Source organism: Sphingopyxis indica (assembly GCF_032879645.1).
Classification (GTDB): Bacteria; Pseudomonadota; Alphaproteobacteria; order Sphingomonadales; family Sphingomonadaceae; genus Sphingopyxis; species Sphingopyxis indica.
Genome location: NZ_CP076394.1, coordinates 2912135 through 2933082 on the forward strand (window position 1 = coordinate 2912135; position 20948 = coordinate 2933082).

General features: G+C 63.8%; 15 protein-coding genes and 2 pseudogenes. 8 read left to right on the plus strand and 9 right to left on the minus strand.

Annotation, left to right across the window (positions count from 1 at the left end):
• Positions 1-369 precede the first annotated feature (369 nt).
• From KNJ79_RS13750 to KNJ79_RS13765, 4 genes are read right to left on the minus strand one after another with little or no spacing between them, the layout of a single operon-like run.
• Positions 370-1773 (minus strand): pyridoxal phosphate-dependent decarboxylase family protein, encoded by a 1404-nt coding sequence (locus KNJ79_RS13750; protein ID WP_317151499.1) that lies wholly within the window; start codon positions 1771-1773, stop codon positions 370-372.
• Complete coding sequence (locus tag KNJ79_RS13755; RefSeq protein WP_317151500.1) at positions 1763-2776, minus strand: NAD(P)H-dependent flavin oxidoreductase; 1014 nt, start codon at positions 2774-2776, stop codon at positions 1763-1765. Before KNJ79_RS13755 ends, KNJ79_RS13750 begins: the two co-directional genes overlap by 11 nt.
• A gap of 11 nt (positions 2777-2787) precedes the next feature.
• On the minus strand, positions 2788-3243 hold the full coding sequence (locus KNJ79_RS13760; RefSeq protein ID WP_317151501.1) for an ester cyclase: 456 nt from the start codon (positions 3241-3243) through the stop codon (positions 2788-2790).
• Positions 3240-4052 (minus strand): MBL fold metallo-hydrolase, encoded by an 813-nt coding sequence (locus tag KNJ79_RS13765; protein ID WP_317151502.1) that lies wholly within the window; start codon positions 4050-4052, stop codon positions 3240-3242. The genes KNJ79_RS13760 and KNJ79_RS13765 overlap by 4 nt, the downstream gene beginning before the upstream one ends.
• Positions 4053-4154: 102 nt before the next feature.
• Here KNJ79_RS13765 and KNJ79_RS13770 point away from each other — a divergent pair, with 102 nt between their 5' ends.
• Entirely contained in the window at positions 4155-5051 is an 897-nt protein-coding gene (locus tag KNJ79_RS13770; RefSeq protein WP_317151503.1) for a LysR substrate-binding domain-containing protein, read from the plus strand.
• 186 nt (positions 5052-5237) lie between these two features.
• Here the strand turns inward: KNJ79_RS13770 and KNJ79_RS13775 are convergent, their stop codons facing one another.
• The 3 genes and pseudogenes from KNJ79_RS13775 to KNJ79_RS13785 form a co-directional block, all read right to left on the minus strand.
• On the minus strand, positions 5238-6032 hold the full coding sequence (locus KNJ79_RS13775; RefSeq protein ID WP_317151504.1) for a slipin family protein: 795 nt from the start codon (positions 6030-6032) through the stop codon (positions 5238-5240).
• Positions 6025-7422, minus strand: coding sequence for an NfeD family protein (locus tag KNJ79_RS13780; RefSeq protein WP_317151505.1), 1398 nt, complete (start codon positions 7420-7422; stop codon positions 6025-6027). Before KNJ79_RS13780 ends, KNJ79_RS13775 begins: the two co-directional genes overlap by 8 nt.
• 424 nt (positions 7423-7846) lie before the next feature.
• Positions 7847-8170: pseudogene (locus KNJ79_RS13785) on the minus strand (IS481 family transposase); the annotation flags it as partial.
• Here KNJ79_RS13785 and KNJ79_RS22525 point away from each other — a divergent pair.
• Together KNJ79_RS22525 and KNJ79_RS13790 are read left to right on the plus strand one after the other, a co-directional pair.
• Positions 8097-8264 (plus strand): annotated as a pseudogene (locus KNJ79_RS22525) (hypothetical protein); the annotation flags it as partial. The pseudogenes KNJ79_RS13785 and KNJ79_RS22525 sit on opposite strands and share 74 nt — an antisense overlap.
• 417 nt (positions 8265-8681) lie before the next feature.
• Positions 8682-11399, plus strand: a complete 2718-nt coding sequence (locus KNJ79_RS13790) for a TonB-dependent receptor (protein WP_317151506.1) — start codon at positions 8682-8684, stop codon at positions 11397-11399.
• 32 nt (positions 11400-11431) lie between these two features.
• Here KNJ79_RS13790 and KNJ79_RS13795 read toward each other — a convergent pair whose 3' ends face one another.
• Together KNJ79_RS13795 and KNJ79_RS13800 are read right to left on the minus strand one after the other, a co-directional pair.
• Positions 11432-12454 carry a LacI family DNA-binding transcriptional regulator gene (locus KNJ79_RS13795; RefSeq protein ID WP_317151507.1) on the minus strand — a complete coding sequence of 341 codons (1023 nt, stop codon included), beginning with the start codon at positions 12452-12454 and terminating at the stop codon, positions 11432-11434.
• 41 nt (positions 12455-12495) lie between these two features.
• Positions 12496-13680 carry a cytochrome P450 gene (locus KNJ79_RS13800; RefSeq protein ID WP_317151508.1) on the minus strand — a complete coding sequence of 395 codons (1185 nt, stop codon included), beginning with the start codon at positions 13678-13680 and terminating at the stop codon, positions 12496-12498.
• Positions 13681-13818: 138 nt separating this feature from the next.
• Between KNJ79_RS13800 and KNJ79_RS13805 the strand changes: the two genes are divergently transcribed.
• From KNJ79_RS13805 to KNJ79_RS13825, 5 genes are all read left to right on the plus strand, one after another.
• A complete protein-coding gene (locus KNJ79_RS13805) occupies positions 13819-15162 on the plus strand; it encodes an MFS transporter (RefSeq protein ID WP_317151509.1) in 1344 nt (447 codons plus the stop codon).
• Positions 15163-15182: 20 nt separating this feature from the next.
• Positions 15183-16343, plus strand: coding sequence for a Bcr/CflA family efflux MFS transporter (locus KNJ79_RS13810; protein WP_317151510.1), 1161 nt, complete (start codon positions 15183-15185; stop codon positions 16341-16343).
• 92 nt (positions 16344-16435) lie between these two features.
• Complete coding sequence (locus KNJ79_RS13815; RefSeq protein WP_317151511.1) at positions 16436-18631, plus strand: TonB-dependent receptor; 2196 nt, start codon at positions 16436-16438, stop codon at positions 18629-18631.
• 43 nt (positions 18632-18674) lie between these two features.
• Positions 18675-20168: a hypothetical protein gene (locus tag KNJ79_RS13820; protein WP_317151512.1), complete on the plus strand. Its 1494-nt coding sequence runs from the start codon at positions 18675-18677 to the stop codon at positions 20166-20168.
• Complete coding sequence (locus tag KNJ79_RS13825; protein WP_317151513.1) at positions 20165-20941, plus strand: hypothetical protein; 777 nt, start codon at positions 20165-20167, stop codon at positions 20939-20941. Before KNJ79_RS13820 ends, KNJ79_RS13825 begins: the two co-directional genes overlap by 4 nt.
• Positions 20942-20948: the final 7 nt, after the last annotated feature.

Here is a 20948-nt window from a genome sequence, read left to right on the forward strand (position 1 = left end):
AAGGAAGCGGCCGCCGCACTCCCGCCGACTTCCAATACCCGGCGTCTTGTAACCCAGTTTCCAATCATCGGTTCTTTCCCGGTCTGCCACTGAAAGCACTGGTCTTGTTTCGCTCGACGAGCTCACCTCATAGCCTGCCACTCCAGCAAACCGAACGGGGCACAATCGGCGTTGCTGAGCAACCGCGAAACCCGAACAGTGCGATAGCAGAAGTTCCACTATTCGACGAGGATGGCTTCCCCTCAGCTTGGCCCGTTGGCCTGGGACCCCTGCGAACACTCCGCATGTTCGACTGCTCCACGGCTCAAGTTGGGCGGCCGCGGACCGGCAGGTTCCGACGTTGGCCGAGCTTCAAGGCGCGCCGAACATTCACAAAAATGGGTTGGAGTTTCCTCGGTGAATACCTCGCTTGCATAGCTGGCGACCTATGACCGACAAAGCGCGATCGATCGCTGCGTCGTCCGTGCGCCACGACGAAAGGCTGAGGCGCCACGCGGGACGCCCTTGCCAGACACTCGCACCAAACCATATTTCCCCGTCGGCGATGATTTGCTCGCGAAGCGCCCTTGTCGATCGGTCGTCGGGCAGCCGCACCAGAACCTGATTCAGGCATGTGCGGTTCAACCTTTCGAATCCCATCGCTTCGAGGCCATGGGCAAGACGCCGCGCAAGCCGGCAATGCTCGTCGACCAGTTGTTCGACCCCGTCGCGCCCGAGCGACCGCAACGCCGCCCAGATCGCTATGCCGCGGGCGCGCCGCGAGAATTCCAGTCCCAGATTCTTCTGGCTGTCCGCCGCCGCGGCCGAATAGGCCGCGTCGCTGTTCATCGCCCCCGCGAGCGCCGCGGCATCGCGCACGATCGCCATCGCGCCGTCATAGGGGGTGTTCAACCATTTATGCGCATCGACAGTCCAGCTGTCGGCGCGATCGACCGCGTCGGTCAAGGATCGAAGGTTGCCGCTGGCACGCGCCCACAAGCCGAAAGCCCCGTCGACATGGACCCAGCTTCCGGCTTCGCGCGCGCGGTCGACGATGGCGGCGAACGGGTCGAATTCGCCGGTGTTGACCTCGCCTGCCTGCAGGCAAATCATCGTCGCCCCATCGAGCGGCGGCAGGCGCTTCGGATCGATCCGGCCGTGGGCGTCGACCGGCGCGACGGTCAGATCGTCGAGGCCAAACCCCAGCACGCGCAGCGATTTCTTCACCGTGATGTGAACGAGTTCGGAGACCACGACCCGCACCCGCGGCGCACCCGCCAGCCCGCGCCGGTCGATATCCCAGCCGCTACGCGCGAGAAGCTCGCGCCTTGCCGCCGCAAGACACGCGATGCCGCACGCGGTCGCCGAGGTTCCGAAGTTCACCGCGCTCGCACGCGGTAGGTCCAGAATTTCGAGGATCCATCGCGCGGCGACCGCTTCGATCCGGTCAGCGGCGGGCGAATTGTCGAAGGAGGAAGCGCATTGGTCCCAGGCGATCGCCAGCCGCTCGGCGGCGGCCGCCACCGGCAGGGTTGCCCCGATTACGAAGCCATAATAGTCGGGACCGTTCGACGCGACCGTCGCCGGCGAGCCATAGCTATCGAGCATGGCGATCGTGTCGGCCGCGCTCGCTCCGGTGGCGGGTAGCGGTTCGTCGAAGGCCGTCAACGCTTCGATCGCCGCCGGATCGGGAAAGGCGCGCCGGTTGCCTATGCCGGCAAGATAGGCGCGGGCGCGCCGGTCGGCCTCGGCCGCCAGTTCGAGTTCGGTCGCGGGATCCGGGTCAACGGCCACAGGCGTCCTCGAAGCGCGGCGTCCCGCAAAGGGCAAATCGCTCTGCGGCCTCACGCATCAGCGCCGCGACGATGTCCGCTGCACCGACGATCGCGTCGATATTGCCGGCGCCCTGCCCCGCGGTCAGGCAGGCGAAATCGAGATCACCCTCGAAATCGGGCGTGGGCAATATCGCGCTGTAACGCGGCAAAGGAACGCGCGCTCCCCCGACGGTCGCGTGCCCCATGGGCACATCGTCGATCGCGACCTGCCCGCCGTGCCGGACGCGCTCGAGGCCGGGGTTGACGATAGCCCGCACCGGTTGGTCGGGCCATTCGGGGCCATAGATCCTCGTAATCGCCGTATCGCCGACGTCGGCGGCGAGAACCGCTGCCTTGTATCCGCTGTGCGCCGACGCTTCGCGCGACGCGAGAAAACGCGTGCCGCACCAGACCGCATCGGCCCCGAGCATCAGCGCCGCCGCCATCGTCGCGCCATCGACGACGCCGCCCGCCCACAGCATGGCCAGCGCCGGATAGCGGCGCCGCAGCCGCGGAAAAAGCGTGAAGATGGACGCTTCCGACCGGTTGTGCCCGCCGGCCTCGGCGCCTTGAACGATGAGCGCGTCGACCCCGGTTTCGACCGCGGCATCGGCCTCTGCGACGCTGCCGACCTGCATCCAGACCTCCGCGCCCACGCCGTGCAGCCGGGCCACCTGCGCCGGCGACGGCAATCGCCAGAAGAAGATCGCGACGGCGACGCGCTCGTCGACGAGGACGTCGACATGGGCGTCGGTCGCGAAATCGCCGATCAGGTCGACGCCGAACGGACGATCGGTCCGGCGCGCGGTCTCGCGCACCATCGCGCGCAGCGCATCGGGGCCTTCGATGTCACAGCCGATCGTTCCGAGACCGCCGGCATCGCTCACCGCCGCGGCGAGCGCGGGGCGGGCGACCATGGCCATGCCGGCATTCGCCACCGGCGCCGTCAATCCCAACCGGCGCGTGACCCGTGTGTCGAACATCCTCACCTCCTCTATACTTCGCATCGCGCCGAATGCGGCGCCAGCGCGCCAATCGCGGTGAGCAATCCGATCTCGTCGATGTGCAGCCAGCATTCGGCAATGCGCCCGCCGTCGATGCGATAGAGAACCATGCCGTCGAAGCCGATGCGCCGGCCACTCGCCGGCACGCCGGCAAAGGCGCCGCAGTGCGTCGATTCGATCCGCCAGCGCGCGGCAACATGCCGCTCGTCGGCGACGAGCGCGCCGACCGTCCAGTCCATTTCGTCGAACGAACGGCGAAAAGTCCGGAAGAAGTCCTTATAGCTTTCGCGGTCGTGCGGATTGCCGCCGGGGAAACCGTGGCAGACGACGCGCTCGGCCACGGTCTCGTCGATCACCGCCAGATCCGAAAGGTCACGCGCATGTGTTCCCGCAAGGAAACGCTCGACGAGCACCCGGTTGGCAGCGCCGTGCAGATCGCGGGTCATGCTGCGGCTCCCTGCCTTGCCGTGAAGGAGTCGCGGGCCGGAACCAGCGCACGGCGCGCAAGGTCGAGCAGGTGCAGGACCTCGTCCTCGCCGGTCGCCGCGGGGAGGTGGCCCGAAAGCAGGCGGGTCGCATCCAGTCGTCTGAGCCGCGCGAGCGCTTCGGCAAGCCGGCACGGCTCGACATCGGCAAGCCACGGCGCATCGATCGCCGACCAGGCGGCGAGGCCGTCGGATAGCGCCGGCGGGTCGACCTCGGCGAGCCGCGCACAAACCCGCGGCAAGAGCGCTCCAAAGCTGTCGACGGCGAACAATGTCCGCGAATTCGAATCGAAAAATCCCATCGATTCGGGCGCGTCATAATAGGGTGGGCGCAGCGCGATCAGCCGCATAGCGCCGATCCTGAGGCTTTCACCCGGGATGACGAGACGGAGCCGATCGGGCCGGATGCCCGCCATGTCCAATTTACCCGCTCCCAGGAAATTGGTGACGAGGGTCGCACCGGGCGCGCGTTCGAGGATTGCGGCCAGATTGCCGGCATGGTCGGCATCGGCATGGCTGAGCCAGATCCATCGCAGTTTCGCAAGGCCGACCGCTTCGTCGATCAGATCGAGCATCGGTTCGCGCAGCGCTGCGAGCCCGGTATCGATCAGGACCGGCTCGCGTCCGCGCAGCAGAAAGGCATTGACCGCGAGCATCCCCTGGCCCGCGACCGGCAACCAGCCGGTCAGGCTCGACCAGCCGCCACCGAGATCGCTCGATCCGGCGAAATGCGGCTTCGGGTTCGCAACGGCTTCGGGTTTCGCATTCATGATCTGCCTCCGTCCAATGAGGCAGCCCATATGTGACAAGTAAAACCATCCCTCAAACGATATGATATTGCTCTGAGAGCAAGTAAATCTTATGCTTAGAGAATGTCGTCCCCGCCGCTTGCCTATTTGCGGACGTTCGAAGCCGCCGCGCGACACGAGAGCTTTGCGCGCGCCGCCGCGGAACTGCACGTTACGCCCGCGGCGGTGAGTCAGCAGATCCGCCTTCTCGAAGACCGGCTCCAGACGCGCCTTTTCGTGCGCGGCGCCCGCAATCTGCGCATCACGCGCGAGGGGCGCGACTATGCGGCGTCGGTGGGTGCCGCACTCGAGCGTATTGAGGAAGCCACCCGCGCGCTGTCGTCGCAGGCGGTCACCGGCCCCTTGCGGATCGGCACCTTTCCGTCCTTTGCGCTGCATTGGCTCTTACCGCGGCTGACCGACTTTCGCGCCCGCCATCGGGGCATCGATCCGCAATTGTCGCTGAGCACGGCGATCGAACCTCTTGGCGCGGGCGGCGTCGACGTCACTATTCGCTTCGGCGCCGGCAAATATCCCGGCTGCAATGCGGAACTTCTGATGCGCGAATATGTCTTTCCCGCGTGCAGCCCGGCGCTGCTCGAAGGGCGTCCCGTTCCCGCTCGGCTCGAAGACCTCGCGGCGCTGCCGCTAATCGACGACAAGGGGCTGGCCGCGGGCGAGCAACGCATGGCGTGGGAAGACTGGCTCGGCGATCATTATACGTCCGCGATGCCCCGCATCTCGCTTCCCGACGGTCTCTTCACGATGCAAGCGGCTCTTCTCGGCCAGGGTGCGGCGATCGTCCGGCAATCGCTCGCCGGCCCCTATCTGCGCGAGGGAAGGCTGGTGCGCCTGTCGAAAGAACGGCGCGCCACCGACTATTCCTATTGGCTGGTCACGCCCCAGGGTGAAATCGACCCGAAAACCGAGCGATTCAAACATTGGTTGTTTGATACGCTTTCCGCGTCCTCGCCGTCCTGAACGCGAAGGTTCGCTATGTGGTTTGCCGATAGGTTAACCGTGCCAATGCCCGGCCTGGCGGATTCAGGATCGCAAAGGGGCGATAGCGGACAAAGCAACACGCGCGGCCGGCAATCGTGGCTATCTGTCGCTATTCGATCACTCACGCCGATTTTCGGCGTTCGGATGGCGGGTGGGGCAACGCTATCAGGAATTTGTGGAACGCTGGCTCTGCGCCCTGCCCGTTTGGCCATCGAGCCAGTCGGCCAGATTCACCGGAAATGGAAAGATAATCGTCGAGTGGCTGCGTTCGTTGGCGAGCACGTTGAGCGTCGAAAGATAGCGTAGCTGCATCGCTTCGGGCACTTCGCTCAGGATGCGCGCGGCTTCCAGCAGCTTGGCCGCAGCCTGATGCTCGCCTTCGGCATTGATCACTTTCGCCCGCCGCTCGCGTTCCGCCTCCGCCTGACGCGCGATCGCCCGGATCATCGATTCGTCGATATCGACATGCTTGATCTCGACATTTGCGACCTTGATGCCCCAGGCGTCGGTCTGTTTGTCGAGGATTTCCTGAATATCGGCGTTGAGTTTATCGCGCTCGGCCAGCATTTCGTCGAGATCATGCTTGCCGAGCACCGAGCGCAAGGTGGTCTGCGCCAACTGGCTGGTCGCCTGAATGAAATTTTCAACCTGAATGATCGCGTTGTTGGGATCGAGCACCCGGAAATAGACGACCGCATTGACCTTCACCGAAACATTGTCGCGCGAAATCACATCCTGCGTCGGGACATCGAGCACGACCGTGCGCAGATCGGTACGGACCATCTGCTGGACGAAGGGAACGAGAAGGATCAGGCCCGGCCCCTTCACGCCGGTGAACCGGCCGAGCGTGAAAACGACCCCTCGCTCATATTCTCGCAGAATCTTGATCGCCGCCCACAGAAAGACCATGCCCAGGATGATGAGGGGCACGAAAAATCCGACGCTTTCCAGATTATCCATCTTCGCCTCCGTTCGCTTGCGTCTCCGATGTCTTCGCTGACGAAACCTCCAATGTGAGGCCGCTGATGCCGTCGACCACGATCGCCTCTCCCCGCCGCAAGGATTGCGGCCCCCGCGCGTTCCACCTCTCGCTGCGCACGAACACATGCCCCTTGCCGGCGGCCCAATCGAGAATCTCGCCGCGCGCGCCGATCATGTCCTGCATTCCCGTTTCGACACGTCCGCGGTGCGACCGCAGCCCGAGACGGGCGATCACGACGAGAAGGCCGACGCTGAACAGCGCCAAGGCCGCGATGACCGACCAGTCGATCTGGAAGGCCGGAACGTCGGTGTCGATGAGAATGGCCGACCCGAGGATGAAGGCTGCCAGCCCGCCCATTCCCAATATTCCGAAGGAGGGCGCAAAGGCTTCGCCGATCATCAAGCCGATGCCCAGCAGGATGAGCGTGACCCCGACGATGTCGACCGGCAGGACGGCGAGAGCATATAGACCGGTCAGAAGCGAGATCGCGCCCACGGTGCCGGGAACGAAGGAGCCGGGATTCATGAACTCGAACAAGAGGCCATAGACGCCGATCATCATCAGGATCAGCGCGACATTGGGATTGGTGATCGTCGCCAGAATCCGCGTAAGCCACCCCGGCTCCACCTTCGTGAGCGCAAGATCGCGCGTATCGAGCCGATGCTCACGGCCGGCCATGACGATCCGCGTCCCGTCGATCTGTGCGAGCAGCGACGTCATGTCTTTCGCGACGAATTCGACAACGCCATTTTCGAGTGCCGCCTTGGCGGAGAGGCTCGCGCTCTCCCGAACCGCCTTTTCCGCCCAATCGGCATTGCGTCCCCGTAGCTCCGCCAAGGCGCGGATATAGGCGACCGCATCGTTGACCGCCTTTTGCTCGCCGGCGTCCCTCGGCGCCGCCGCCTCGCCCTTTTCGCCGGCCTCGTCGGGCACGGCGGGTGCTGCCCCCACCTGTATCGGCGTTGCTGCCCCCAGATTGGTGCCCGGCGTCATCGCCGCCACATGGCTGGCATAGAGAATATAGGTGCCGGCGCTCGCCGCGCGCGCGCCGCTGGGATGGACATAAGCTACGACGGGTATCGGCATCGCCAGAATGTCCCGAATGATCTCGCGCATCGACGTATCGAGCCCCCCGGGCGTATCCATCTCGAGGATGACGAGCACAGCCTTCTCATCGCGCGCATGGCGCAGGCCATCGCGTATATAGGTTGCGGAAGCCGGTCCGATGGCGCCGTCGATTTCGAGAATGACGGCGCTCCTGAGCGACGCACTCGCGGCAGGAAACGCATTCCCGAGATAGACAAAAGCGAGCACACAGCATAAGGCCAGCCGGCGGAAAACCGATAGATCGATTGGGAGGGTAACCATTTCCCCTCCTTTCCGGTGCAGCCCGTCGCTGCGTGTAGCTCGCTCTCCACGTTCAGAATTCGCGTGGGCGAATAGCTATAGCATAGTTTCGGTCAAACGGGAAAATCGTCCCCATCCATCGCGCAGGTTCATTCACTTTCCAACGGGCCGAAATTTCCAGCAAACAAACAAGTGCTGCAATAACGCGGCTGGAGGGAACAAGCGCTGTCGGCCGCTTGGAGATGATCAGCTTCCAGGCGGGGAAGCTAGAGTGCGTTCGGTTTTGATGGAATCAAAACCGGCACTCTAGATTCTTGTTTTGCCGTGATTTCCGAGCCGTGAAATGTTCCATTTCACTCGAAATCACTCTAGGTGTTTAGTCCCAGCATGTGCTGGCGTTGAAGATATCCGGCTTGGATTTCCAGCGCTCTTCGATGGCTTCATAGCCACCTTCGTAGCGCAGCTTGGCGATGTCGAGGTGGAAGTAGCCGATCTCATACGCCTTGAACTTCTTCGGCTTCTCGCGATCCGCCTTCGGCAACCGGCTGATCCCGTGCCGCTGCAGGCAGCGGTGAAGCGACGAGCGCGTCAGATGTGGGATCACGGCCTTCAGGGCGATAAACACATTATCGAAAGGCAATCGGGCCTGAACCCGGAGCGCCACGATCGCCGCTTCTTCCATCGGCGACAGCACGGTGCTGCGCCGTTCCTTCGGCCCCATCGGCATATCCTCTACCGACTGCCGGCTGCGCCACTTGATCCCCCTCTTCGCGCTGCTCGTTCTTGCCGAGAGACTTGGCCCGATCGGCGTCGTCGATCTGGCTGGCCGTGTCGGTCGCGACTACACCACCGTCAGCCGGCAGGTTGCTCAACTGGAGGCGCTGGGCCTGGTCACCCGGCGTTCGAGCGCAGCTGACGAGAGATTTCGCGAAGCCATTGTCACACCGCAAGGAAAAGCGGCGACAGACGCGCTCCATGCGGCGCGGGAGCAAATGGAGGCGCGGCCATCTGGCAATAATCGGCGCTTTCTCAATAATATGCTGCATATGTCGCGGGTTGGCTGCATCCCGACCGGTAGCGATGCTTCCGATTGCACCGCTGCCGGAACCGCTGATCGCAGTTTCTCGTCGCCACACCCGATCTGCCCGAACGTACCGCGACGAAAAATTGTCAATGAAATTGAAAATAAAATCATTAGCGACATTTTGGTTGTGCCAGCGCCGCTTTTGGCTTTCCTTGTGCATCACCGGCACAGATCGGATGAACTGGGAGTGATAGAAATGACGAAGGCACGTTCGGCAGGTCTGGCAAGTCTGATCAGCCATATTGCGGCAGGTGTTTCGCTGGCTGCGCTGATATCGCCGCCGGCCATGGCACAATCCGCCGAGGCGCAAGGCGATAATTCGGGCGATGAAATGGAAGCGCTTCCATCGCCGGCGGAAATCGTCGTGACCGGTAGCCGCGTCAGCAATGGCGCTCCCGTTGGAGCCACCGCGATCGTGCTGGGCAGGGAAGAGATCACCGAGTCGGGAGCCATCACGATCGACCGCGTGATCAAGGAACTGCCCCAGAATTTCGACCTCGGCGTGTCCGAGAATTCGCGCGGCCAAGCAGGGGGGTCGGGCAATATCGTCTATGGCAATACCGTCAACCTGCGCGGTATCGGCCCATATGCGACGCTGGTGCTGATCGACGGGCACCGGGTCGTCAACAATAGCCGCTCCACCGACCCGTCGGTGCTACCGACGCTTGGCGTCCAGCGGGTCGAGGTGGTCGCCAACGGCGCGTCGGCCATCTATGGCTCCGACGCGGTGGCCGGCGTCGTCAACCTGATCCCGCGCCGAAACCTCGACGGCGTGGAAGCCTTCGCTCGCTATGGCACGGCCGAGGATGGCGCCTTCCACGAATGGTCGGCCGGAGCGGCGCTCGGCAAGACGTTCGACCGCGGCCAGATCATGATCGCCTACGAACATGTCTATCGCTCGAACCTCAGCGGAGACGACCGGGATTTCTTCACCTCCGACCAGCGCCGCTTTGGCGGCAACGACTATCGCATCACGGGATGCGCGCCGGGCAACCTGACCTATGACGGCAATAGCTATGCTCTGCCCGACCGCTACACGCAGGCCAATGCCGGCGAAATCCAGGCAGGCACCCTCAACCGGTGCGACAGCAATCCCGGGCAGGACCTCTTTCCGCAGCAGCAATATGATTCCGTCAACGCGACCGCCACCTACGACATTGCCGACTGGCTGACGTTCTCGTTCGACGGCTTCTATTCCAAACGCAAGTTCCGCAGGCTCGGCCCGGTGATCAACACGCGGCTTACGGTGCCGGATACCAACGCCTTTTTCGTGACCCCGCCGGGCTTCACCGGTGACAGCTATACCATCGACTACAGCTTCATCAACGACGTGCCGACCACGCAAACGACCGGCTTTGCGGAAAGCTGGCAGGTCGCCCCCGCCCTGCGCGTGCAACTGCCCTTCGACTGGGAGTTGAACACGCTGGTCAGCTATGGCGAGACCAGCGATTTTTCGGGCAGCTACGACGGATTGAACCGCGCCGCGCTGACCGCCGCGCTGGCCAGCAGCGATCCCGAAACCGCCCTCGATCCTTATGGGTTGGGCCGCACCCGACAGGCTGTGCTGGACGAGTTGTTCAACCAGATCTTCCTTGCCCCCACAAAGGGCCAGCTGACCTTCTATGAGGCTTCGGCCAATGGCCCGCTGTTCGCGCTGCCGGGCGGCGACGTCATGCTGGCGGCGGGATATGAACGGCAGGATTTCGACGCACAGCTGGGACTGGCGCGAGGCAATCCCGATACGCCGATCACCTTTCGCAAGTTCGGCCGTAAAGTGGATTCGGTCTATGGTGAAATGCTGATCCCGGTCTTCGGCCCCGGCAACGCGATTCCCGGCTTCCGCGAACTGAAGGTCACCGCGGCGGTCCGCTATGATAGCTACAGCGACGCGGGCAGCACGACCAATCCGCAGTTCGGGGTCAATTGGCGCCCGTTCGACATGCTGACGCTGCGCGGGAGCTATGGCACTTCGTTCCGTGCGCCAACCATTCCCGAGATTTATGGCAATAGCTCGGCCTTGTTCGGGCAGAGCTACCAGAACCCCGATGGCGGTCCGCCGTTGCTCGGTTTCGCGCAATCCGGCGCGAATACCGACCTCCGCCCCGAAACCGCGACGACATGGTCGGTGGGTGCGGATCTGGACCCGCTCGACAATCTGCGCCTGTCGATCACCTATTTCGACGTGGCGTATGACAATCAGGTATCCGCCAACCTGTCGAACCTCGCCATTCTCGCGTCCGAGGATCAATATGCCGGTACCGGCGTCATCCTGCACGGCCAGGAAGCGCGCGACAGGGTCCAGTCGCTCATCGACCAGGGCTATGCCGTGCTCAATCAGCCGATCCCCGGCGGCGACATCAACAATGTCGATCTGTTCGTCGACGGCCGCAGCCTCAATCTCGGCAAGTCGATCACACGCGGCATCGACTTCAATCTGCGCTATCTTCTGGACCTCGGCACCGACGACCGGCTGACGCTGACCGCATCGGGCACCTATCTGACCGATTACAAGGTCGCCGTGGCGCCTGCGGGCGACCTGCTCGACCAGCGCAACCTGATTTTCCAGCCGCTGAAATTCAAGGCTCGCTTTGCGGCGAACTGGGATCACGGGCCGATATCGATGCGCGCCGCCGCGACCCATGTGGGCGGCTATACCAATATCGCGGTCACGCCTTCGGAAAAGGTGGACTCATTCACGCCGGTCGACCTGTCCGTGACCTGGCGAGTCGGCGAGAGCTTTCCTGGCGGCATGATGAAAGGACTCGAACTGGTCGCGGAGGCGCGCAACGTCTTCGATACCGATCCGCCCTATGTGAATATCGCGCCGAGCGGCAATGGCAGCGGCGGCTATGACGCCAGCGCGGCCAATCCGATCGGCCGCCAGTTCGCGATCGGCGCGCGGGTCAGCTTCTGAACGGAACCCGCAACCCAGTGTGAAAGCGCCGGTCAGGCGCTTTCGCGCGCGATAATTCGAAAGCCCACGTCGATGGCCTTGTGCGAGATTTCCTCGCCTGCGCCATGGCGGCGAAGGACGGCCATCACCTCGCGCGCGATGCGCGAGCCGTCGATGTCGACCGTGGTGATCGTAGGGCGCATCTCGCCCGCGATGAGGCTATTGCCGAACCCCATGACGGCAAGGTCGTCCGGTATTCGCAGGCCCGTCGCCTGCGCCTCGACGATGATGCCCTGGGCAAGATAGTCCGAACCGCATACGACGACGTCGGGCATGGCATCCAGCCGGCGCATTTCGGCAAAGGCGCGGCGCGCGTGACCGAAACGGGAGGGGATGTCGACCAGCGTCTCGTGCGGTTCGCCGCCACCGCCCAGATTGCGCCATTCCTCCAGGAAACTGTCGCGTCGAAGGCGCGCCCTGCTGCCGTCGGCGGTGACGAGAAACGGCCTGCTGTACCCACGCGAGGTAATAAAACGTGCCACGTCGCGGCCCGCATCGCGATGGGAAAAGCCGATCGCCATACCCACCGGGTCTTCCGGCAGTTCCCAGATCTGGATGAAGAGTGTGTGGCTGCGCCGGATGACATCCACAATCTCTTCGCTGATCGGCCCGGTCGAGATGATCGCATCCACCCGACGCGCCAGCGCCGCGCGGATAAGGTCCTCCGTCCGCGCAACCGACGTTCCGGTCAGGCCCAGCATCACATTGCTGCCGCTGACGGTCAGGTCCTCGGTCATGCGCTCGATGGTGTCGTTGAAGAGCGAGTCGGTCAGATGGGGGATCAGGACCGCGACCATACGGCTCTTGCTCGATGCCAGGCCGCCGGCCAGCGCATTGGGAATATAGCCGACCCGTTCCACGGCTTCGCGGATCCGTTCAGCCGTCGCCTCGGCCACAATCTTTGGATTGTTCAGGAAGCGGCTTACCGTCGCAGGAGATACCCCCGCATACTGCGCCACATCGTCCAGGGTCGGCACGCGAGCGGTGGGCGCGGCCATGTCGGGATTATCGCTCATGTCGATCTATTGCCCCAGCGGAAACGCAAGGGCAATCGCTGCTATTCGAAGCGGAGCGGTACCGACAGGGCGCCGATTTCAGGCCAGCGGGTCGGCACAACCGGACCCGATACCTCGAATCCGTGCGTTGCCGCCAGCAGTTCCTCCAGCGCGACGCGCAGTTCCATGCGCCCGATATGCAGGCCGGGGCAATTGTGCGGGCCGCGTCCAAAGGCGAGGTGATCGGAGATATTGGGCCGGTCCATCACGAAGCGGTCACCATCGGGAAAGACCTGCTCGTCGCGATTGGCCGAGGCATATAGCAATGCCACCGCCTCTCCCTTGCAGATCGTCCGTCCGCCGATCTCGACATCGCGGGTGGGCGTGCGGGCAAAGCCGCGATACGGGGAATAGAGGCGCAGGAACTCTTCGACCGCGCCAGGGATCATCGACGGGTTTTCGCGCAACCGGGTCTGCAACTCGCGATGACGCGAAAGGTGGACGCAGATCGACCCCACCATGACCATGGGCGCAACCATGCCGACCACCAGAATCTGACGGACCGTGCCCACGACCATCTCGTCGTCGAGGGGTTCGCCATTGACCCGCGTCGCCAGTAGCGCGCTCGTTGGATCGATGGCGGGATCGTGCGGATCGACCCTGCGGCGGGCGATCAGTTCGCGGGCCATCTCATAAAGCGCGAGGCTCGTTTCCTTCATCGCGTCGGGCTTGGTCGAATGAACCGCGAGGATGAAGGCGCGCCCGGCGTCGTGCAGCGTATCCAGCCAGTCGTCGGGCACGCGCATCCATTCGCCGAATACATGCACGGGCAGGTAGCTGGAAAACTCGGCGCAAATATCGCCGCCGCCCTTGGCCACCATGGGGGCGAGCAGTTCGCGGGCCAGTTCGCGCGTGCGCGGTGCAAGCGCTTCCGACCGCTCCTGCGACAGCAGCGGATTCAGCGCGCGGCGATAGGGCGTATGATCGGGCGGATCGAGATGCAGGGGCGGTCGCCGACCGGTAAAGGCGACCTTGGGGATCACGTTCTGGACCGTGGTCGTAAATGTGCGGGGGTCGCTGGCGGCCCTCTGCACGTCGTCGTAACGGGTCAAGGCCCAGAAGCCGCCCAACCTGTCGGTATGGGCGACCGGACATTCGGCACGCAGGCGCGCGTAATCCTGATGGGCGCTGTCGAAATTCTCCGGCAGGTCGGGATCAAAGTCTCGTTCGAGGTCTTTCGCGCTCATTTCTTGTCCATCATTGGTGGGAAGCCAGTCCGCGCCCGGCCAGCGCGTGCCTGAGGGCACGGCCACGCATCGAACAAAGTCCGGCAGCCGCTGCGGGGACTGATAGGGTCGGAAAACGGATTACGCAAGCGCTTTCATTTGCCCTTTGGGCGCGTTATCAAAGCGCTGGAGGTCACGCCAATGACGACGACAGACATAGAAAGCGCCATCGGGCGCAAGGTGCTGTGGCGGCTTGTCCTGCCAAGCGCGTTGTTCGTCCTCATCGGCGCGATCGACCGCACGAATGTTGGCTTTGCCGCCCTGCAGATGAATGAGGCCATCGGTCTCAGCGGCGTGCAATACGGCTTTGGCGCGGGCGTGCTGTTCATCGGCTATCTCGCGGCCAAATATCCCAGCGTGCTACTCTATGAGGCAGTGGGCATGCGGCGCTGGCTGGGCATCATCACCTCGGTCTGGGGGATTGCAGCCTGCCTGATGTCACTGATCGGCAGCGAGTGGGAGTTGTATGCTCTGCGAGTCCTGATCGGCTTTGCGGAGGGCGGCCTGTCCTCGGGCTTGATGATCTATCTCAGCGGCTGGGCGACGGAGCGTTATCGCGCCTCGATCCTTGCCATCCCGATCATGTCGATCTCCATCGCGCAGGTCGTCGGCGCGCCGGTCTCGGGCTGGTTGCTGACGGTCGATAACCCGCTGGGGATCGAGGGGTGGCGTTTCATGTTCATCGCGGAGGGCCTGCCCGCGGTGCTGCTGGGCCTGTTCGCCTGGTCCTATTACCCCGACAGCCCGCGCGACGCGCGCTGGCTTTCCGCCGATCAGCGGACATGGCTGGCCGCCCATGTGCAGGGCGCGACCAAGCCGGTCACGACAGCAGACCGAAGCGAACGCTGGGCCGCGATCAAAAGCCCCATCGGATGGACTTGCGCGCTGATCTGGTTCTGCATCCTCGCGGGCAATTATGGCGTGATGTTCTGGCTGCCCCAGATCGTCGAGGGGATGGCCGGACTGACTCCGCGCGAAACGGGATGGATTGTGGCCCTGCCGTGGGCGGGCAGCGCAATCGGGCTCTATTTCAACGCGCGCCATTCCGACCGGACGCAGGAGCGCTTCTTCCATATTGGCGTGCCCGCACTAATCGGGGGAAGCGGATTGATTTCGGCCTATCTGCTGGGGCCTGGCCTGCCGGGATTGGTCGCGCTGATCCTGGGCGGGGCCTGCACGGGCTGCACCGTTGCCGCATTCTGGGCCATCCCGACACGGTTGCTCAAGCCCGGCAGCCTCGCAATGGGCATCGTGATGATCAATATCGTCGGCAGCATGGCTGGCGCGACGATCCCGCCGCTGATGGGCCTTCTGGCCGAACGGTCCGGATCATATCTGCCCCCCACCCTGCTGCTGTTCGGCCTTGCCGTGCTTTGCGCGTGCCTGTGCCTGTTCGCCCGGGCTCAGGACCGGCAGCTGGCGGCCGCGCTGCAGCCAGCGTGAAAGGCCGGGCGCGCCCCGCCGTGAGGCGCAGCACGATCGTTGCGCTGGCCGGGATTTCGGCGATGGGGTCGATGGCCACGCACATGATCGTACCCGCATTGCCGCGCATTTCCGATGATCTCGGAATCGGTATCGGCACGGCACAGAATGTCATCGCGGTCTATCTCATCGGGCTGGCGGTCGGCCAGCTGATCGCGGGGCCGATCGTCGACCGCGTGGGTCGCCGCCCGGTGCTCCTTGCCGGTCTGGTTCTGTTCGTCGTGGCGGGCTTCGCCTGCACCTTTGCGCCGGGCGCGGCCTTGTTGCTAACCGCCCGTTTCGCGCAGGGGGTGGGCGCGGCGGCCGGGATCGTCACTTCTCGCGTGATGACCGGCGATCTGTTCGACAAGGCGGAGGGCGGCCGAAGGCAGGCCAATCTGATGAGCGTGGTCATGCTGTCTCCCGCCATAGCGCCGGTCGTGGGCGGCATGCTGGCCGACACGGCGGGATGGCGGCCGATCTTCGCGCTGGTTGCAGCGGCAGGCGCCGCGGCTCTTGTTGTGGTGTGGCTGACCGTGGCCGAATCGATGCCGGCCACCATGCACCGCCATCGTGCCACGCACCTTTTTCATCGCCATGCACGCCTTGTCCGCAATCCCCGTTTCCTGCGCACCGTCGCCGCCATCGCGGGAGGGAGCACCGCGCTCTATATGTTCCTGTCGGTCGCGCCGTTCCTGCTGATCGACAATTGGGGCCTTAGCGAACGACAGGCAGGTTTCTGCCTTCTTGCTGTGGCGTCGGGCGGAATCCTCGGCACGCTGCTCGTGGGCTGGATCGAGCGGCGGTCCGATGCCCTGCGCGCCGGACTTTCGTGCAGCGTGCTCGGCGCCGGATTGGCGGTGGCCCTGGCGCTCTATGCGCAGGGCGGCGGCAGTTGGGCGATGCTGATCGGTCCGATGATCCTTGTAGCGCTGGGAGCCGGGATTGCGGGCCCGTCCGGCATCGCGGCCATCATCCACATAGAGGAAGGCGTCGCGGGCACCGCCGTCAGCCTGTCCGGCTCGATCCAGATGGCCGCGAGCAGTGCCGGCGCGATCGCGCTGGGACATGTTGCGCATCCTGGCTTTCCCATCCTTTCGGCCGCCTTGCTGGCCGTCAGCCTCCTTTCGCTGGCCATCGCTCCCCGAAAACCGTTCGAATAAGGGCGGCCGCCCTCATGCAAGCCCTTTCATAACGTCCTTGCAAGGGCTTTCATCGTTGATATAAGCCTCCCAAACAAATTGGGAGGATGAGCATGTCCATGCGTATCACAGCGCGGCTCGCGGCTTTTCTGGCTGCGGGCGTCTCGACTGCAGCGATAGCTCAGGAGCGAGCGGCAGATAACGGGCCCGTCGCGAGTAGCGGTCTTCAGGAAATCGTCGTCACGGCCGAACGGCGGGAACAGAGCCTGCAGGACGTGCCTATCTCGGCCACGGTTCTGACCGGCGACGATCTCGAGAAGAAGGGCGTCGTCAACATCAATGACATTCAGCAAGTTGCGCCGTCGATTGCGATCAATAGTTTCAATCGCTCGACCTTCATCAACATTCGCGGGGTCGGCATTGCCCAGTCGGCGCCTACGTCCAATCCCGGCGTTGCCTATTATATCGACGGGCAATTGATCCCGCACGAACAGTTCATCGGCCAGAGCTTCTACGACATCGGCACGATCGAGGTCCTGCGCGGGCCGCAGGGTACGCTGACCGGACAAAATTCCACCGGCGGCGCGATCTATGTCCGCACGCCAGAACCCGAATTCGGTGCGAACTTTGGTTCGGGTGAACTGACTGTGGCGAACTACGACCAGTATCGCGGCGTCGTCACCGCGAACCTGGGCGGCGATACAGTCGCCCTGCGCATCGCGGCCGTCCATGACGAGCGCGACAGCTTTACCGCGAATATCGGCCCCGCTCCCAGCCAGCCGGGCAATTCGAACCTTGACGCCGCACGATTCAACCTGCGGATGCTGGGCTTCGATGGCCGGCTCGAGCTTCATGTGCGCGGCGAATATTTCAATCTCAAAACCGACAATAACGCCGTCAAGAACCGCAATGACGCAGTAACGGACGATCCCTTCGTGATCGAGGAGGATGGCCGTTCCTATATGAACCAGCAGGGCTATCGCCTCTCTACCGAGGCGCGCTACAACCTGTCCGACGCCGTTCAGCTGCGCGGCCTTGTTTCGTGGCAGGATGGCTATACCCACGACCAGACCGATGGGGACCGTACAGCCACCGCCTTGCCCGTGCCCGCGGGGCTGCCCGCCACCGGAGCCAATCGCTCAATGTATCCCGGCCGCGTCAGCCGTGCGAGTACGGATTTCCGGACTCTGATTACCGAAGTCAATTTGCTGTCAAGCGGTTCGGGGCCGCTCCAATGGGTCGTCGGCGGATTTTACATGGACGAAGATGTTCCCGTTACGCTGGAGCGCGACAATTACCACACCGACGATTTCTATTCATCGAGCAGCGACATTATTACGCTGGCCGAAAACACCAGCAAGTCGCTGTTCGGGCAGGTCAATTATTTCGCGACCGACCGCCTGGAACTGCTCGTCGGCGCGCGGCACAGCTGGGACAAGCAGGTCTATACCCGCTATGCCGTGCCGGGACCGCCGCTGCCCGAACCCTATGTCAGCGATGAGACGTCGAGCGAATGGACCGGAAAGCTAGGCGCAAACTATCATTTCGGCGACGACAATATGGTCTATGCCTCCGCCTCCAAGGGCTACAAGGCGGGGGGTGTGAACCTGACGCCGGGGCAGGACCCGTTCGGCCCGGAAACGAACTATGTCTATGAAATCGGATTCAAGACGGAGTTGCTCGACCGGCACCTGCGCGTGAACGGTGACCTCTTCTATTCCGATTACAAGGATATCCAGTTGGCGAGCCTGTTGAATGGCCTGCCCATTACGCAAAACGCGCTGTCCGGCGAAGCCAAGGGCGCAGAGGTCGAGGTGATGGGTCAGTTCGGCGGCCTCGCGTTCAACGCGGGCGTCGGCTATCTCGATGCGAAATTCGCCAATGCGGATTGCATCACCGACACCAATGCTCCGGGCACCGACGATGGTTGCCCCACCAATTTGCGCTTCGTGCCCAAGGGGCGCGTGCTGCCATTCAGCCCGAAATGGACGATCAATGCAGGGGCGCAATACACCATCGACCTGACAGGCTTCAGCCTGACGCCGTCGATCACATGGTCCTATCTGTCGAAGCAGAACGCCACGCCCTTTCCCAGCGAAAACACGCTGGTGCCGGGCCGCAATGTCGTGAACGCGCGCCTCACCGCCGAAATCGGCGATCGCTACACGATCGAGGGCTTCGTCAACAATCTGACCGACAAGACCTATATCGCCACGCAGATCCAGAACAGCTCCAGCGCCGATGGTGGGATCATCTATGGCGCGCCGCGTACCTATGGCGTGCGAGTCAAAGTGACGTTCGGAAACTGAATTGAGACGCGGCCCCGACTCCCGCCGCCCTTCTCCCCGGGCCATGCGCCTCGCTACATTCGCCGCGGCGGCGCTGGTTTTCGCGGGGTCCGCCGTCGCCAGCGGCAACGGAGCGAGCGATGCGCCCGGCCGCTGGTGGCAACCCGGGGAGGGCCGCGTCATGCCGGCCGAGCTGGACTATGAAAACGATAGGGGCGTGCTGCGAACCGTCCTGATCGACGGGCCGATGGAAACCGCGGGACATCCGTTCTTCGAGCCCATCGGCCCCGACGGACGCGCCTGCGTCACATGCCACCAGCCTGCCGACGCCATGGCGCTTTCGGCGCGGAGCGCGCGCGAACGCTGGGACGCGACGGGCGGAAGAGACCCGCTGTTCGCCGCCTATGACGGCTCCAACTGCCCGATCCTGCCGCAGGGCCAGCGCGCCTCCCACTCCCTTCTGCTCGACCGCGGGCTGATCCGCATCCAGCGCCCCTGGCCCGTCACCAAATGGAACGGCCGCCCGGTAACGCCCGACTTCACCATCGATGTCGTGCGCGATCCCAATGGCTGTAACAGCGCGCCCGGCTATGGCCCCGATGCGGGCAATATTTCGGTCTATCGCCGCCCTCGCCCGGTGGCGAATATGAAATATCTGCTCGCGGTGGGCTTCCCCTTCGATCCCAAGCAGGGGCTGGCCCTGCCGCGCGATCCGGACACCGGCCGGATGATGTCGGGCAATCTGACGGCCGACAACCGCACCGGCTCGCTGCGCCTGCAGATGGACGATGCGGCCAGGACCCATCTCGCCTTTGCCCAGCGGCTCACGCCCGAGCAGCGCGATCGGATCCGCGATTTCGAGATGCGCGTTTTTACCGCGCAGCAATCGGGTCCCGGCGGAGCAGCGGACAGCGATGGCGCAAGTGGGGGTCCGGCGGTGCTGCGGGATTCGGCCGCCGGCGCATTGGGCAGCATCGGCGTTCCGGTCTGGAGCGAGTTCGAGGCGTGGGAGCATATGTCCGACGCCGAAAAGGCGAAACTGACGCCGGAACAGATCGCCTTTCGCGAATCCGTCGCGCGCGGTGCGCGGACATTCCGGGAAAAAATGTTCCTGATCACCGACACTTCCGGGATCAACACCCCGATCGGCTTCGGCAATCCGGTACGTAACAGCTGCGTTTTCTGCCACAACATGACGCGGATGGGGAATGACGTGGCGCCCGGTCAGGTCGATCTGGGCACCACGACCCTGCCCTTTGCCGATCCCTGGGACGATCTTCCGCTGTTCCGCATCACCTGCCTGAAACAGCCGCATCCCTATTACGGGCGGGTAATCTATACCTATGACCCCGGTTTCGCGTTGACGACGGGCCGCTGCGCGGATGTGGGCAAGATCACGCTGCAATCGATGCGCGGGCTCTCGGCGCGCGCGCCCTATTTCTCGAATGGCCTCGCAAAGGATCTCCGCGGCGTCGTCGATTATTACGAGCGGCGCTATAACATCGGCTATACCGAACAGGAAAAGCAGGACCTCGTGAACCTGATGAGCATGTTGTGAAGCGCGCCGCCCTCACCCTTGCCGCGTTGGCGGCGCCACTGTCCGCCGCCGCGCAGGACACCGGCGAATTGGTCCGTTTCGTCAGCTGCCCCATCTATCGCGATACCGATGCGGGCCGCAAATCGGGGTGCTGGCTGGCCGACGATCGCGAAAGCGGGCGTCGCTATGACGTGACCAATTCGCCCTACAAGCCGGACTGGAACCGTGCCGTTCTGGTGGAGGGCCGCGTGTCCGACGCCCCGTCCGATCCATGCGGATCGCCGGTGCTGGACCCGGTACGGACATCGACGCTGATGGACCAGAACTGCCCGAGGCACATGATCCCGGCAGAGGGTTTTCCCGGTCACCCCTATTCGCTGCCCCCGCGCAATATCGCCCCGCTGAGTGTGGAGCGAAAGGCACCCGAGGGACCGTTTTCGGAAACGACCTTCCACCTTTTCTTCGAATTCGACCGTAGCTTCCTCGTCTATCAATATGACGATTATCTGATCGACCGCGCGGCGACGTGGATCAGGGCGGCAAGGCCAAAGAGGCTTGTGGTCACAGGCTTTGCCGCAGCCCAGCCCGAAACCGTGTCGGGCCGGACGCTGGCCGAACGTCCCGACGTCGCACGCGAGCGCGCCGAAGCCGTCGCCCTCACACTGGAACGGCTGATCCCGGGCATCGCGATCGAGACGCGCTGGGAAACGGAAAGTCCGCCCGTCGACTTGCCCGATGCCGATACCATCCCCGGCCAGTCCCAACGCCGGGCCGACATCAGAGCCGTATTCTGAAGCCGGA